Genomic DNA, 15,857 nt, shown 5'->3' on the forward strand with positions numbered 1-15,857 from the left:
GTAAATTCAATGCGTTATTTTTACCTCTAAATTAATTAAAAAAATAAACTTATTTTGAATGTTTTTTTGATCTTTTAAGGTCTCAATACATACTTAATGACAAGTATGTTAATTAACATGCTTATTTTTTATAAGGTAAGAGGGTAAATCATGAAACTATTAATAAGCTTGTTAACGGTTATTTTATTTTCTAGTGGTGTTTATGCATCTACAATGAATGGAAGTGGTGCGGGCAGTTCAGCGACTGGACCGAATGTCGAGTGTATGCTGCCAGATGGAAGTAAAAAATATATTCCAGCACTGATTTGTAAACACAGTAATGGTCACGTGAGTCATTAAAAACGAGAGCTAAGTAGTCGCCCCATGTGATGTTATTGACACGGGGCAGAGCTCAATTACTGTTTAATCAGCCATTGTAAAATAGCCGTTCGCTCATCAGCCGATGCCTCTAAATACCAGTAACTCATCATAGTTAACGCTTGTGAGTCACTTGTCAGATCAGAAGTCACACCTTTACGATTATCAAAGACATATTGTGTGAATTGCTCTTTTTCTTGGACTGACGATTGGTTATACCAGTACTGGGTCATTTCAATATTTTTTGTTGCATCTAACGTACTATCAACACTGTTATGAATGAAGCCATAACCCTGTTGTTTCACTGTGTCATTTTTAGCCACTAAACTGCTTGCTTCATTTTCAATTGCCGAAAAATAAGCTTTAGGCACTTCAACTTCTATTATGTTTTTCTTGCCCGAAGTAAGTAACAATTGGACATTACTTCCTTGAAACTGATCAAGCGAAGATGCTGAAAATGGGAAAGTAAACCACTGAGTGACAGTGCAATGCTCAGTACAAGTTTCAGAGGTTGGACGTAAGCTCTGTATCTTGACAGTTTCGCCATGAATAATCACTGAGTGGAATAAGTCATAGCTCTTAAAAAAACTGACTGACATATCAATATGGGAAGACTTAGATAGCTGGGTTTCATTTTTGGCTTGCATAGCAACATAGCTAAGCTCTGAACGAACAAGATCAGCTCCCACTCTTGCCTTCATCATTGGTGTAATGGGTTTCGCTTTCACTTCTACATAATTACTTCTCTCTTTTATACTCTGCACAGCATCTGAAAAATCACTTGAGCTATCCAAGGTACTACAACCAACAGCGGTAAGAACTGTCGATGCTATGAATAAACTTTTTACTACATTCATTTTCTTGATCCCTTTAGAAAAAACGCCAGCACATAGGCTGGCGCACATAACAAAGAAAGGCAATTAAAACTTTAAATTAGAAGCCGTATTCGATACCAACACGAGTAAACATTAGTTTATCATCTGCATTGTAAGCATCATGCTGACCAATACGGATATAAGGTACAAAACCATTGTAAACGTACATTAGCTGACCTGAGATAACTTCATCGCTGTTATCTTGCTTAACACCGGCAACCTCAGAGTCTTCATTCGTTGCATAACCAACTTTCACACCCCAAGGACCGTTCCAGTATTGAGCAATAATTGAATATGAACCTTGTTCAGCGTTATCGCTATCTGTTGCTTTATCCATTCCATCAGCATACTTATAAGCACCAGCTAAGCCAAATCCTGCTGGCAATGGTAATTCAAAACCAACAATATAGGCTGATGCATCTACATCATTACCATTTATTTTATCATTTAGCTCATAACCAGCATGGAAAGTCACAATATCATTTAGGTTATAGTGAGCAGCTGCGCCGATGTGATTTGAACCTTTAGTACCAGTGTCGCCACGACCTACTGATAGGTTAAATGAGAAACCGCTAAATACTGGTGAATCATAACGAGCCATATCTCCCTTACGATCATAATTAGCTAGAACATCGCCACCCCAGTCAAACACACGACCTAGACCTGGGTTTGAATATGGCCAATCAACAATTTCATATAGTGGTGTCAGCATGCGACCAAAACGTACTTTACCCCAGTCACCCTGCATGCCAACGAAAGTATCACGGGCACCTAATGTTGAACCGCTACCATCTTCCCCAACATAGCCAGATTCGATCTGCATAAATACATTAAAATTATCAAACATATCTTTGCTTGCACGAAAACCAATACGCGATTCATTTTCGTAATCATAACCATTACCATCTTCTTGATTGAAGATAGAAATAGCTGCAACACCATAGGCTTGGACATTAAAGTCAGAGACAATACCAACTTGAGAAGATTCTGCACCTTGTGCCATTACACCTGCTGATGCTAGTGCAATTGAAGCACCAAGAAGTGTACGTTTGATCATTTTTTCCATGGATAAAACTCCTAAAAATAAAAATTAAATAGCTGCTTTTTATTTATGTACTTCGCTTCAAGTGGCCGCCGAAAGCAAAGCACATAGTCCTAAATAAAGTTAAGTTATGCCTCTAACCTAAACTTAACCAGAGCATGGGTTAACATTTCCAGTACACACCCAAAGCATCCGTTAACAACAGACTAACTTCGTGACGAAAAAAATCAAACATAAGTTAATTTTCATCTAAAAAAATATGATCTAGTACAAACTTTTATCAACACAGTGATTTAAGTCAAACTTTTATGATTACAAGTGAAAGTAAAAATAAAAACTATTAAAATCAAAACTTTAACTCAGCATTATAAAAATAGCTAAAAAATAGCAATCCACATATTCACCAGCACATTTGTGACAAAAATCGATAACCAACGACTTAATACGCTATTTAAATTATCTCATAAAATAAAGTCTTCTTTGTAATAGCTCATTTACATCAGAATCAACTGTCTGTTGTTTTTCTACCTGAAAAAACCTAAAAAAAAGAGCCCTTTCGGACTCTTTGTTAATTTCTAACCCTAAATTTAACCCAATTATTATGAGATTAAATCTAAATACTCTTGCTCTGATAGCACACTTACGCCCTTCTCTTGTGCGCTTTTAATTTTGGTTGCACCTACTTTAGCCCCAGCAACCAGATAAGTCGTTTTGCCCGTTACTGATTTTGCTACTTTTGCACCCAAATATTTCGCTTGCTTCTCCATATCACCGCGAGAGCCTTGCAACATAGTGCCGGTAAAGACAATGATGGTTCCAGCGATAGGCGAAGAACCTTCCTCTTGCTCAGACGCTTTAGGAGTGACATTTAAGTTAAAGCCAAGCTCATAAACTTTAAAGAACTCATCTTTTATATTGGCTAGCCCTTTCACTACCGCTTCTGCACTTAATTGAGCAAAACCGTCTAGCTTCACAATCTCTTCAGCTGAAAGTGCAAATAATTCCGTTAAAGCGTAGTGCTGTAAAAGCTTTTCACAATTACCGCCACCTAAGCGGCTCACACCAAATGCGGATAAGAAACGCCAGTCTTCAACAGCAACTTCACGACTAGCCTGCAGTTGATCGGACAGGTTTTTAGAGGTTTTTTCTCCAAAGCCATGACCGGCAAATTGATGTACTTTCAATGCATATATTTCATGGATATGTTTAATGCCGTAGTTACTCAGTTTCTCAATCACCTTAGGGCCAAAACCATCGTTATTGCCTAAAGTTTTAAAAAAATGAATTAAAGTATTTTCTGTTTGAGCAGGGCAGTCACTCTTATTTGGACAAATTAAGTGATCCGATTCCCAAATCAACTCTGACTGGCAACTAGGGCAGCAGCTTGGTAATTGTGGCTCAACCGCTTTAGTGACTTTTTCAATTTTAGGTATCACTAAACCACTGCGAACGATCTGCACAATCGCCCCTTTACCAACCCCATTCGTTTTCACCATATTATAATGATGTACGGTCACTCGACTGATTGTTGCACCGCTTATCTTGGTTGGCACTAATTCCGCAACAGGAGAGACTCTTCCCGTTCTTGAAGTTTGTGGCGTAACACTTAATACTTCAACTTCCGCCGCTTCTTCATTGATTTTGAATGCAATTTGCCAGCGATGGAACTTTCTTGTCGCCCCCATATACTCTTTGATACGCGAATCGGTGACTTCTAAAATCACACCATCGACATCATAGCCAACGGCATTCCAGATTTTATCAATAATACTCTCAAAACTCGCCATTAGAGTCTCATGATGACCTGTCCAGTTCTCAATTAGGCTAAATGGGTAGAAAACACAAGCGCCGTCATCAATTGCCTGTTGTACTTGAGGATCAACATTTTTTTCTGCAATAATCGCCGCTTGTATGTTGCGTGAGTTTTCAAACTGCTGACTTAATTTTTCTTCGAAATAGGCTTTCTCAATAACAATCTCACCAGCACCTAAGCCACGCTCACCGCCATTAGCTACACTAAGACCACGCTCAAAGGCTCTCGATACATCCTGCCCCTTCACACCATCACCGCGCGTGTAAAGCTTAGTACCATCATCAAAAGCAGCATAGCCATCTAGCTTTGGAGTCACTCGAATATCAATATCTTTGCTTTCTAAACTTAACTCGCGAGCTGCTTTAAGAATTCTATCTAACCATTTTTTAATCTCTTCTTTCGAATAGGCTTTATCTGTCGACAGCATTTTTTGCGGTAAAGAGACGGTTTTACCTAAATTCATTACCTCTGATTCAACAGAAGTCACAAAATCATGATCTGGATTATTTGTGGCGAATACTTTGCTGTATTCATCATATTGAGAATCATCGATAACAGGAAAGCCCGAACGATAACAAGCGTTAACTGCAATTAAGAAAGACAACTGCTCATTGGTACTTACTTGATTAAAAGTGTTATCGATAATTATCGTTTCTAGTTTATTTGCATCAATATCAACGTCTAACTCATTGATGATAGATAGTTGGTCATTGTTAAACTCAAATTTGCTCATTATTCATACCATATACATTATTTTTGTTTACCGCACTCTACTCGATACGAAAAAAGGCCCCCTGTAGGAGCCTTTTTGCCATCAATGTCACTTGTTAGAAGCGTTGTTATTGATTTACTTGATTAAAGTCTTGAACTTGACGACGATAAGCAGCCAGGCGATCGGGCGTTAGTAAATTACGCGCATCATCGAGAACATTACCACTCATATCATCGGCAATCTGTTGCGCCGTCGTCAACATTAGGTTGAAGTTTTGCTCAGCATCACCATAGCAAGGTAATGTCATAAAGAATGAAATACCTTTTGTTGAAAACTGAGCTGGATCGGTATGAGCTAATGTACCTGGCTGCATCATATTAGCCACACTAAAGACTATCTTACCGGTTCCTTCAGGACCAACATGACAATGGAAAATATCCATATCACCATAAGTTAAACCATTGCGTGTCATACTAGCAAATAACTGACTACCAATAAATTCATCATGACCTGAACAGTGCACGTTTAGCACTAGCACTTGCATCTCTGGTTCAGTGACTAAAGGCTCGGCAGATAACGGTTCGATGGATTCTGTTGCTTGAACCTCCATCTCAGGTAAAGTTGCTTCTGCCACTATTGAATCCACTTTTGCCGCATCAAAAGGATCACTTTGAAGGTGATCTTCACTCTTAACTGAGTTTGAAGATTCAGAAGACTGGTGATTTTCTGTCACTATACTGTCATTGACACTAAATGAAGGTAAATCATCATTAGACGGATCCAATAGGGGATCTTTATCCATCCCATCAACTAATGGATCGGAAAAAGAGCGATCTTGTACGCCAAAATCGGGTTCTTTACGCTGCTTCTTTACCGGTTCTGTACTTTCTACTGAAGCGGCATTAGATGCGAATTGAGGATCAGGCTCACCTTCATCTGTACTTAATTTACTAAATGGCTTATCAGCAAACTTCGCTTTCCCGTCTTTTTTACTCGTCCATAGACCATGAAATAACAATGCGGCGATCGCTAAAGCGCCAACAACAATGAGTATTATTCGCAATTCCGGCATTTTTTACTCTCAGCTTCTTGATATAACCATTTAAAAATATTGTCTCGTCTCGTTGGGACAATTATGCTTACAACGAATACAACCAAGGTGGGTTAATTCGGCTTATTTTACTACTGTAGCAAATCTCTATGCCATTTTAGAACAACTTAATGTGATAAGTTCCTTATATGCTGTGATTTTCACCACGATTTTCATCTCAACTAGGTAAAATACACGAGAACGTACCTCCAACAAGGCGATATAGACATATGAATATATTAGATAAACAAAGAAGTGGCTTTGGATATTTTTTTTATGGGCTTGAATTAGCCATGCAACCTGGGATAAGAAAGTACGTATTATTACCCCTTTTATTGAATATAATTCTTGTTGGTGGGGCCCTTTTTTATTTGTTTTCACACTTGGATGCTTGGATTACTGGTTGGATGGGTTACCTACCTGACTTTCTAACCTGGCTAAGTTACCTTTTGTGGCCATTACTTGCTATTACCATTTTGGCCACTTTTTCCTATTTCTTTAGTACGCTAGCAAACTTTATCGCCGCACCCTTAAATGGATTACTGGCAGAAAAAGTCGAAGTGAAGCTTTCTGGTCAGCCCATTAATGATGAGAACATCTTCGCTTTAGTCAAAGATACACCAAGGATCTTAGCGAGAGAGTGGCGCAAACTTGTCTATATCTTACCAAAAGCATTTGGTCTCTTTCTTTTACTTCTTATTCCTGCTCTTGGGCAAACCATCGGACCTATTTTATGGTTTGTATTTACCGCATGGATTTTGGCGATTCAATATTGTGATTACCCATTTGATAACCATAAGATCGCATTTAATGATATGAGAGTGCAGTTAAAACAAAAACAGCGCAAAGCTTATGGATTCGGTGCTTTAGTGACCTTTTTTACCAGCATCCCTATTGTTAACTTATTTGTAATGCCTATTGCAGTATGTGGCGCTACAGCAATGTGGGTCTTCGAGTTTAAAAGCCAAAACCAATGATACTTAAAACTAAAAAGATAACTAACTCTATAAGTTATAACTTTTTAATCCTTTTCCTCTCATTCATTAGCATTTATTATTTTTGTGTATTCATTAATAGTGCAATCAGCACCCAGACATGTGTCATGAAGGAACGAACATTATGAGCAAGATTTACGAAGATAACTCACTAACGATTGGCAACACTCCCCTAGTTAGACTCAATAAAGTAAGTAACGGTAATGTATTAGCGAAAGTTGAAGCCCGTAACCCTAGCTTTAGCGTTAAATGCCGTATTGGTGCAAACATGATATGGGAAGCAGAAAAAGCAGGCACGCTACATAAAGAAATTGAACTCGTAGAGCCAACAAGTGGTAATACGGGTGTTGCTTTGGCCTTTGTTGCTGCAGCTCGTGGCTACAAACTCACTTTAACAATGCCTGAGTCAATGAGTCTTGAGCGTCGTAAGCTGCTTAAAGCTCTTGGTGCCAACCTAGTATTAACTGAAGCAGCTAAGGGAATGAAAGGCGCAATCAATAAAGCAGAAGAAATTGTCGCCAGTGACCCTGAGAAATTTCTACTTCTTCAACAGTTTAACAACCCTGCAAACCCTCAGATCCATGAAAAAACGACTGGACCTGAAATTTGGGAAGCAACAGATGGCGAAATTGATGTCTTCATTGCTGGTGTCGGTACAGGCGGTACATTAACAGGTACAAGCCGATTTATTAAAACAGAAAAAGGCAAAGCCATTACCTCTGTAGCAGTAGAACCTGCTGAGTCACCAGTCATTGCACAAGCTCTTGCTGGTGATGAAATTCAGCCTGCTCCACACAAGATCCAAGGCATTGGTGCTGGTTTCATTCCTGGTAACTTAGATTTATCACTTATAGATCGTGTTGAAGCCGTTACTTCTGAAGAAGCGATTGAAATGGCACAGCGTCTAATGGCAGAAGAAGGTATTTTAGCTGGTATATCATCTGGAGCAGCAGTTGTAGCAGCCAATAGAATATCACAACTACCTGAATTTAAAGGAAAAACAATAGTTACCATATTGCCTAGCTCTGGTGAGCGTTACTTAAGTACTGCACTATTTGCAGGGCTGTTCACTGAGAAAGAAAACCTGCAGTAATATGTGATCAAATCAATATTTAGTTCAAAAAAAGCTCCTTATAGGGGCTTTTTTGTTGACCCGAGCTTCACCTTTGGTAATATCACTATTGTTTTATTTTTAGCTTCAAAATAAAGAAGCAATAAAACCGACTTTCTCGAAATTGCATGATTAAACGTAAAGTCATGCAGTTGGAAAAGTTCAAATCAAGGTAAGGATTAGCACTTGAGTAATACGGTATTCACGTACTATGCTCAAAGTCGTTAGGCTGAATTGATTAATAATCTTACTAATAAAAATTTATCGGGGTATATCACATGTTCGAGAAGCAAGTAGAAATCACAGCAGAAAACGGTCTTCACACTCGCCCAGCGGCACAGTTTGTTAAAGAAGCTAAATCATTTGATGCAGACATCAAAGTAACTTCTAACGGTAAAAGCGCTAGCGCGAAAAGCCTTTTCAAACTACAAACTCTTGGCTTAGTTAAAGGGACTCTTGTAACTATTTCAGCTGAAGGTCCTCAAGCTCAACAAGCTGTTGACCACTTAGTTGCTCTAATGGATGAGCTACACTAATCTCGCTTCTCTGAATGAGAGCCACTTTAGTAATTTAAAGTGGCTTTATTTCAACTATTCCATAGTGACGCGAATTCAATTCATTATTCAACTTATATCTATTTCGTTACAGTTGACCAACCTTAAGGTAAAGCTATGATTTCAGGCATCCTAGCATCTCCTGGTATTGCTATCGGTAAAGCACTACTACTTCAAGAAGATGATATCGTTCTAAATACTCAATCTATCACTGATGAGCAAATTGAAAGTGAAATTCAATGTTTCTTTGACGCTCGTAATAAGTCATCTAAGCAACTTGAAATTGTTAAACAGAAAGCACTTGAAACCTTTGGTGAAGAGAAAGAAGCTATCTTTGAAGGCCACATCATGTTGCTGGAAGATGAAGAGCTAGAAGAAGAAATCTTAACGCTTATCAAAGATGACAAAATGCACTGTGCAACGGCTATTCATACTGTTATTGAAGAGCAAGCTTGTGCACTAGAATCTCTTGATGATGAATACCTAAAAGAGCGTGCAACTGATATCCGTGATATTGGCACGCGCTTTGTAAAAAATGCATTAGGCATCAATATTGTATCGTTAGCTGACATTTCTGATGAAGTGATCCTTGTCGCTTACGATTTAACACCATCTGAAACTGCACAAATCAACTTAGATTACGTGCTAGGTTTTGCTTGTGATATTGGCGGTCGTACTTCTCATACTTCTATCATGGCTCGTTCACTTGAATTGCCAGCGATCGTTGGTACAAATGACATCACTAAGCAAGTTAAAAATGGTGACATGTTAATTCTTGATGCTATGAATAACAAAATCATCATCAACCCTTCTGAATCTGAACTAAGCGAAGCAAAAGCGACTCAAGCTAAATTCCTAGCAGATAAAGAAGAGCTAGCAAAATTAAAAGATTTACCAGCAGTAACGCTAGATGGTCACCACATCGAAGTATGCGGTAATATCGGTACAGTAAAAGATTGTGATGGCATTATCCGCAACGGTGGTGAAGGCGTCGGACTTTACCGTACTGAATTCCTATTCATGGACCGTACTGCACTACCTACTGAAGAAGAGCAGTATGTAGCTTATAAAGAAGTCGCAGAGGCGATGCAAGGTCAATCTGTCATTATCCGTACTATGGATATCGGTGGTGATAAAGATCTTCCTTACATGGATCTGCCACAAGAAATGAATCCATTCTTGGGCTGGCGTGCTGTACGTATCAGTTTAGATCGTCGTGAAATTCTACGTGACCAATTACGTGGTATTTTACGTGCATCTGCACATGGCAAACTGCGTATCATGTTCCCAATGATCATTTCAGTAGAAGAAATTCGCGAACTGAAAAAAGCGATCGAAGAATATAAAGTTGAATTGCGCGCTGAAGGTTTAGCATTCGATGAAAACATCGAAATCGGTGTGATGGTTGAAACACCAGCTGCAGCAGCGATTGCTCATCATTTAGCTAAAGAAGTGAGCTTCTTCTCTATCGGCACAAATGATTTAACTCAATACACATTAGCAGTAGATCGTGGTAATGAGATGATTTCTCATCTTTACAACCCACTTTCACCAGCTGTATTGACTGTTATTAAGCAAGTCATTGACGCATCTCACAAAGAAGGCAAATGGACTGGTATGTGTGGTGAGCTTGCAGGCGACGAACGTGCTACCCTACTCCTACTTGGTATGGGCTTAGATGAATTCTCAATGAGTGGCATCTCAATCCCAACAGTGAAGAAAGTTATTCGTAACTCTAACTTCGCTGAAGTACAAGCAATGGCGACTGAAGCACTATCTTTACCAACGGCTGCAGAAATTGAAGCTTGTGTAGAGAAATTCATCGCAGAAAAGACTAATAACTAATATAATTAGTTGATTTCAAAATATTCTTAGGAGAGCAACATGGGTTTGTTTGATAAATTAAAGAAATTAGTATCTGATGACAGCACTAAAGCTGGTGCTATTGAGATCATCGCACCTCTTTCAGGCGAGATTGTGAACATTGAAGATGTGCCAGATGTCGTATTTGCTGAAAAAATTGTTGGTGATGGTGTCGCGATCAAGCCAACTGGCAATAAAATGGTTGCACCGGTAAATGGTACAATCGGTAAAATCTTCGAAACTAATCACGCTTTCTCTATCGAGTCTGACGATGGTATTGAGCTTTTCGTTCACTTCGGTATTGATACTGTAGAGCTGAAAGGTGAAGGCTTTACTCGTGTAGCTGAAGAAGGTCAAACTGTAAAAGCTGGTGAGACTGTGATTACTTTTGATCTAGCACTTCTAGAAGAGAAAGCTAAATCAACACTAACACCTGTTGTTATCTCTAACATGGATGAAATCAAAGAGCTTAATAAGCTTTCTGGTTCTGTTGTTGTTGGTGAAAACCCAGTAATCAAAGTAACTAAATAATCACCTCGATTATTAGCTACAAAATGACGCTGCCTTTATAGGTGGCGTTTTTTTATGCCTGAATTTTGATGTAATGGGTTATGACTGGTATCAGCTTACAAATAATTGGAATAATCATTGATATGAAAGTAACAGAAAAGAAAAAGCCCCTTTTCCTTTGAGAGAACTGGGGCTCATTTTTTGGTCATCAGCGCCTATGTGGAGATCAAGAGAAATGATCACATTACTGATGAACCATACATAATTTTTGTAAAAATGAGCAGCAGGTGAGAGATGAGAGAGCTTTTCATTCAATAAAAATTATGCATTGCCAAGTCATTCTTATTCACGCGCTCACGTCTGAACATAGTAAATAAGAAATCCTAGCGACTACTGCAATAACGTTAATGCAGAGTTCGGCAACTGTTTAGCTTGAGCAAGAATTGATGTCCCTGCCTGCTGTAAAATTTGTGCTTTTGTCATTTGTGTTGTTTCTTTAGCAAAATCGGTATCTCTAATGCGGCTATTTGATGCCTCAACATTCTCTTGGATGTTTGCTAAGTTATTAATACTATGGCTTAAACGGTTCTGTTTCGCCCCTAAATCTGCACGTTGTGAATCGACATATTTCAATGCTGAATCCACTATACTTATTGCATTTTGCGAGCCAGCTACTGAGGTTAAATCAATATCTTGAACTGTGGTCAGTACACCTGTATTGGTTAATCCTAATTCTGTTGCCATGTTGCCAGTAATTGACATTGAACCAGACAAATCTTTATCTGATACAAATACTTGTAGTTCACCGTTATCACCGACTGAAGCGCTAATCATGTCTGATTGCCCATTGAGGTATGTCGCTACTTGTTCAATATCATCACCTGATTTAAGCGTGAGATCGATACTAACGAGTTCACCATCTTGAGTTTGAAAGTCAAACTTTAGGTCATTACCTGACTCTGGCACCTGCCAGTTTATGTCTTTACCTTGAGAGCCAGTAAATGTTGTCCCACCCATACGGCTATCATCGGCACGAATACTTGTTAATGCCATAATCATCGCTTCACCAGAGTTTGAGCCAATTTGGAAAGAAGCCTCACCAAATGATCCATTCAATAAACGACGGCCACCAAATGATGTAGTTTCAGCGATACGGTTTAGTTCAGCCTGCAGTGCTGTTGATTCTTCATTAATCGCATTACGTTCAGCATCTGTATTACTACCATTAGACGATTGAATGGCTAAATCACGGACCCTTTGCAAGATGTTAGTTGACTCATTCATTGCCCCTTCAGCCGTTTGAGCAATCGAAATACCATCATTGGCATTGCGCATAGCAACGTCAAGACCACGTGACTGAGTCGTTAAGCGATTGGATATCTGCAAACCTGCAGCATCATCTTTTGCACTGTTAATTTTATGCCCAGAAGACAAACGTTCCATTGATGTAGTTAAGTCATTCGATGCTTTATTTAAGTAACGTTGCGCCGTCATTGCTGAGACATTGGTATTAACATTTACAGCCATTGCTTGCTCTCCTGTCGAGTCCACACAATCTATATGCGAAGTGGTCAGCTTTACTCTTATTCAGAAAAGCACTGACCGTAATATCTATTATATAAATTATAAAGCAATTACCATGCCACATTAATACCTACATCATTTAAATAAAAACCAATTATTATCAATAGCTTAACTTGATACGTTGGATTTAAAAAACAATGTGGCAAGGTTATTCCGCTTTTATAACTGCCAATGAGTGCTACTTTCCCCTTCATTTTCCTATGATTAAATATAGTTAAATAAGGTCAAATCTTTGGTTTTCCCAAATGCTTGCTGTGAAGCCTGTAACGCACGTGAGTTTTCATTAAAATCGATAATCGCTTTAGAATAATCTAAATCTTCAAAGCTGCTTTTTGATTTTTCTAACGAGAATTTAAAATCTTCATGTTGATCTTCATGTGTATCGAGCGACTTTAAACGCACACCGGTTTCTGTTCTTGCTTGGTTTAAATGAATATAAGCGGCATGTAATTCTTCTGTCACTTGATGAAGATGTGCCGTTGCAGAGCTATCAGAGACAGAATAACCTGCCCACTCTTGTGCATTTTTCATGCTATCAAATAAACTAAAAGTGTTACTCGGTTCAAGGGTAATTGCATCCCCTTTGGTAATCGGCCCTTTCAATTGGATATTCAAGCCTTGATATTCAATCCCACTTTGAGGATCAAACTCCTCAGCTTGAACAATAATATCGTTTCTCTCTAACTGATAGCCAAACTGACCATTAGCCATATCCACAAAAGTAACTTTGTAAGTTGAAATATCATCGCTATTTTGATTTGTCGCTTGTTCAACTAATAATTCCGATGCCGGTTGTAAATCATAGCTAGGCGCGTAGTCACCTAATGGATTCGGTATCTCCATGAATAAGCGATTACCTGGATCATTAATCGGCATATCAACATGATTCGCAATTCTCATTTTTCGTTGATAATTATCACCGCTATAAGCCACAGAGCCAGTGCTATCTCTAAAAAATGGCTGTGTCTTGGATTTTGTGCCGGCAAATGTGTAATTACCACTTTCATCTCGAGAATTAACCATATTTAAAAGATTATTCTCTATCTCATTAATCTCTCTAGCCTTTGCTAAGCGGTCTTCTGGAGAGAGTGCACCATTTATCATCTCCATCACACCACGCTTAGCTTCATCGATAAAGTTTTCGCTGTTATCGATCATCACTTCATGGTGCTCTAGGCGATTGCGCGTTAATGTTATCGTATCAATATACTGATTGATCTCTTGCGCTTGCTGGCCAATGTTTTGCAAATAATGCGTTGCCAGAGGGTTATCACTTGGTGACTGCAGTTGCTTACCAGAGGCTAATTGCGCTTGGTTATGATGTACCTTTCCTTCTTGGCGACGAAGATCATTTTGCACCGATTGATAATTATGAAAACTTGAAACTCGTGTTAACATTTATCCTCTCCTCTACCTTAACTGTAAGATAGTGTTGAAAGTATCATTCGCTGCTTGCATCACTCGAGAGGACGCCATGTAAGCTTGTTGAAACTTCATCATATTTGCCGCTTCTTCATCTAAATTCACCCCAGAAATAGCGGCAACACGTTCTTGTGCTGACTCTTTTTCCAATGTTGCAACTTCATTTAAACGAATAGCGGTTGATGTTTTAAGGCCGACATCTGTATTTAAGTTATGATAAATATCAATAAGGGTGCTATCCCCATCATTGGAATTTTTATCCGTCTGAATAGATAGCATTTTTAATAAATTGCCATTATCCCCTTCAGAAGCGGTTAAATTAGCCGTAAATTTATCGTTACCCAGCGCTCCAGGTGTTAATTCAAACGTTGTACCTAAAACGGTAATAGGTTTGGTTGGTGGGTAAGTTTCTGGTGGCAATAGCATTTTTCCTGAAGTATCCGTCACGGCAAACTGATCGCCCTGTGGTGACACTATCACTTCAAATTCTTTTAGATCGCCAGCCTTTATAATAGAAAACTCGGCACTACCTTGAGCTTGAGTCGTTGATGCGGCAAAACTTTGTGCGGCTAGCTCTCTTGGATCATTAATCGCCAATTGGATTTGTGCTGCTGAATTTCGCGTCGGTCGTAATAACACCTTTTCCCCAATGGCAGGTTCGCTGCGGATCTCTACACGTAAACCATCAAGAGAGAATGATGAGCTCGCAGCATCAGGCTGAACCGTCATAACTTCACCATTTGGTTTCATGATATTGTATTTCGTGCCGTCATATTTAAGTGAATACTCACCACTTTCAAGTTGGTTAGTATCTGAAATATAAACAGCAACATCCGCTGGTGAATTAGCATTGGTGACGACGCGTGATTTTGCCATATCTTCCGAATTGATATCTCGGTACAGATCACGACCAACTTGCCCGTTCATATCGATACCTTGCGACTGTAAACGGTTAACTTGATCCGAAAAAGAAGCAGATAATCGACCTAATTCATCCATAACTTGCGGAATATGCTTATCACGATAGTCTAATAAAGCGCCGATCTTTCCATCAATCTCATCGACTTTTATTGCTTTAATCCCCTTGCCTTCTACGATAGCAAGACGATGCTGATGAACATCAGGATCACCATCAATCCACTTTAATTGGCTCGCTTCACTGCCTGAAACTAAAGTGTGACCATTACCAATATGTACGTTGTAGCCTTCAGAGTGGCTACGTGGTGTAACGGTTACTTTCGTATATTGTGCAAGTTCATTAATAAGCTTTTCATGTTGATCGCGTAAATCATTATGTGGCCCTGGCGTTTTTATCATTTGCCTATGCACATCACGAATCTCTAAACCTATTTGGTTCATCCTTTCCACACCCACCTCTAATGTTTTATTAGTAACATCAGACTGCTTACGCACGGTTTCATGGAAATTGTTTAGGTTTTGACTAATTAAGCCCGCTTTTTCAAGTACGACTTTACGCGCACCAAGATCGTTAGGGCTATTAGCTAGTGTCGAGACAGAATTAAACCATTCATTAAGATTCTCTGGGATTTTTCTCGATGTCGCCGATGACAGTAAGCCTTGCAGCATGTCGAGGTTGCCCTCTGAATCGGCTTTATTAGCGGCATTGGTGGTCGAAAGGTTTAATTCATTAACGGCAAACTGATCCCATGAGCGGCGAACATTTTCCACATGTACACCCATGCCATAAGTTTGGCCGCCTAATTGCCGTGGTGAACTGGCACCTTGAACCACAGATTGTCGGCTATAACCTTCAGTATTGGCATTGGATATATTGTGCCCGGTTGTATTTAGCTGTCTTTGAGCCGTCAGAACACTTTGTGCGCCTAAATTCAGCAGATCTGATGCCATAATCCCCCCAAAAACAAATTAACTTATATCGTCAATGACCACTTAATATAACCAAAGCAA

General features: G+C 39.1%; 13 protein-coding genes. 6 read left to right on the top strand and 7 right to left on the bottom strand.

The genetic code is table 11. The annotated features are described in order from the left end of the window. Positions 1-150 precede the first annotated feature (150 nt). On the top strand, positions 151-339 hold the full coding sequence (locus BCU68_RS12160; protein ID WP_102565014.1) for a hypothetical protein: 189 nt from the start codon (positions 151-153) through the stop codon (positions 337-339). Between the two features lie 56 nt (positions 340-395). Here the strand turns inward: BCU68_RS12160 and BCU68_RS12165 are convergent, their stop codons facing one another. From BCU68_RS12165 to zipA, 4 genes are all read right to left on the bottom strand, one after another. Further along, the gene (locus BCU68_RS12165) at positions 396-1,214 is read right to left on the bottom strand and encodes a hypothetical protein (protein WP_102565015.1); all 819 of its coding nucleotides are present in this window, start codon (positions 1,212-1,214) and stop codon (positions 396-398) included. 76 nt (positions 1,215-1,290) lie between these two features. Continuing rightward, positions 1,291-2,298, bottom strand: a complete 1,008-nt coding sequence (locus tag BCU68_RS12170; protein ID WP_102565016.1) for a porin — start codon at positions 2,296-2,298, stop codon at positions 1,291-1,293. Positions 2,299-2,873: 575 nt separating this feature from the next. Next, positions 2,874-4,820 (bottom strand): BRCT domain-containing protein, encoded by a 1,947-nt coding sequence (locus tag BCU68_RS12175; RefSeq protein ID WP_102565017.1) that lies wholly within the window; start codon positions 4,818-4,820, stop codon positions 2,874-2,876. Between the two features lie 106 nt (positions 4,821-4,926). After that, entirely contained in the window at positions 4,927-5,871 is a 945-nt protein-coding gene (gene zipA / locus BCU68_RS12180) for a cell division protein ZipA (protein WP_102565018.1), read from the bottom strand. Between the two features lie 248 nt (positions 5,872-6,119). On the opposite strand from zipA, the gene cysZ reads away from it, so the two are divergent. The 5 genes from cysZ (at position 6,120) to crr (ending at position 10,943) form a co-directional block, all read left to right on the top strand. Continuing rightward, positions 6,120-6,866, top strand: coding sequence for a sulfate transporter CysZ (gene cysZ, locus BCU68_RS12185; RefSeq protein ID WP_102565019.1), 747 nt, complete (start codon positions 6,120-6,122; stop codon positions 6,864-6,866). A gap of 142 nt (positions 6,867-7,008) precedes the next feature. Beyond that, positions 7,009-7,977, top strand: a complete 969-nt coding sequence (gene cysK, locus BCU68_RS12190; protein WP_102565020.1) for a cysteine synthase A — start codon at positions 7,009-7,011, stop codon at positions 7,975-7,977. 296 nt (positions 7,978-8,273) lie between these two features. After that, complete coding sequence (locus tag BCU68_RS12195; protein ID WP_102565021.1) at positions 8,274-8,531, top strand: HPr family phosphocarrier protein; 258 nt, start codon at positions 8,274-8,276, stop codon at positions 8,529-8,531. A gap of 135 nt (positions 8,532-8,666) precedes the next feature. After that, complete coding sequence (ptsI, locus tag BCU68_RS12200; RefSeq protein WP_102565022.1) at positions 8,667-10,394, top strand: phosphoenolpyruvate-protein phosphotransferase PtsI; 1,728 nt, start codon at positions 8,667-8,669, stop codon at positions 10,392-10,394. 39 nt (positions 10,395-10,433) lie between these two features. Continuing rightward, on the top strand, positions 10,434-10,943 hold the full coding sequence (gene crr, locus BCU68_RS12205; RefSeq protein WP_102565023.1) for a PTS glucose transporter subunit IIA: 510 nt from the start codon (positions 10,434-10,436) through the stop codon (positions 10,941-10,943). 369 nt (positions 10,944-11,312) lie between these two features. On the opposite strand, the gene BCU68_RS12210 is transcribed toward crr, so the two are convergent. From BCU68_RS12210 to flgK, 3 genes are all read right to left on the bottom strand, one after another. Then, the gene (locus BCU68_RS12210; protein WP_102565024.1) at positions 11,313-12,449 is read right to left on the bottom strand and encodes a flagellin; all 1,137 of its coding nucleotides are present in this window, start codon (positions 12,447-12,449) and stop codon (positions 11,313-11,315) included. A gap of 261 nt (positions 12,450-12,710) precedes the next feature. After that, the gene (gene flgL, locus BCU68_RS12215; RefSeq protein ID WP_102565025.1) at positions 12,711-13,904 is read right to left on the bottom strand and encodes a flagellar hook-associated protein FlgL; all 1,194 of its coding nucleotides are present in this window, start codon (positions 13,902-13,904) and stop codon (positions 12,711-12,713) included. 12 nt (positions 13,905-13,916) lie between these two features. Then, positions 13,917-15,797: a flagellar hook-associated protein FlgK gene (gene flgK, locus BCU68_RS12220; protein ID WP_102565026.1), complete on the bottom strand. Its 1,881-nt coding sequence runs from the start codon at positions 15,795-15,797 to the stop codon at positions 13,917-13,919. Positions 15,798-15,857: the final 60 nt, after the last annotated feature.

This window comes from Vibrio sp. 10N.286.49.B3, from assembly GCF_002873395.1.
In the GTDB taxonomy this organism is placed as follows: domain Bacteria; phylum Pseudomonadota; class Gammaproteobacteria; order Enterobacterales; family Vibrionaceae; genus Vibrio.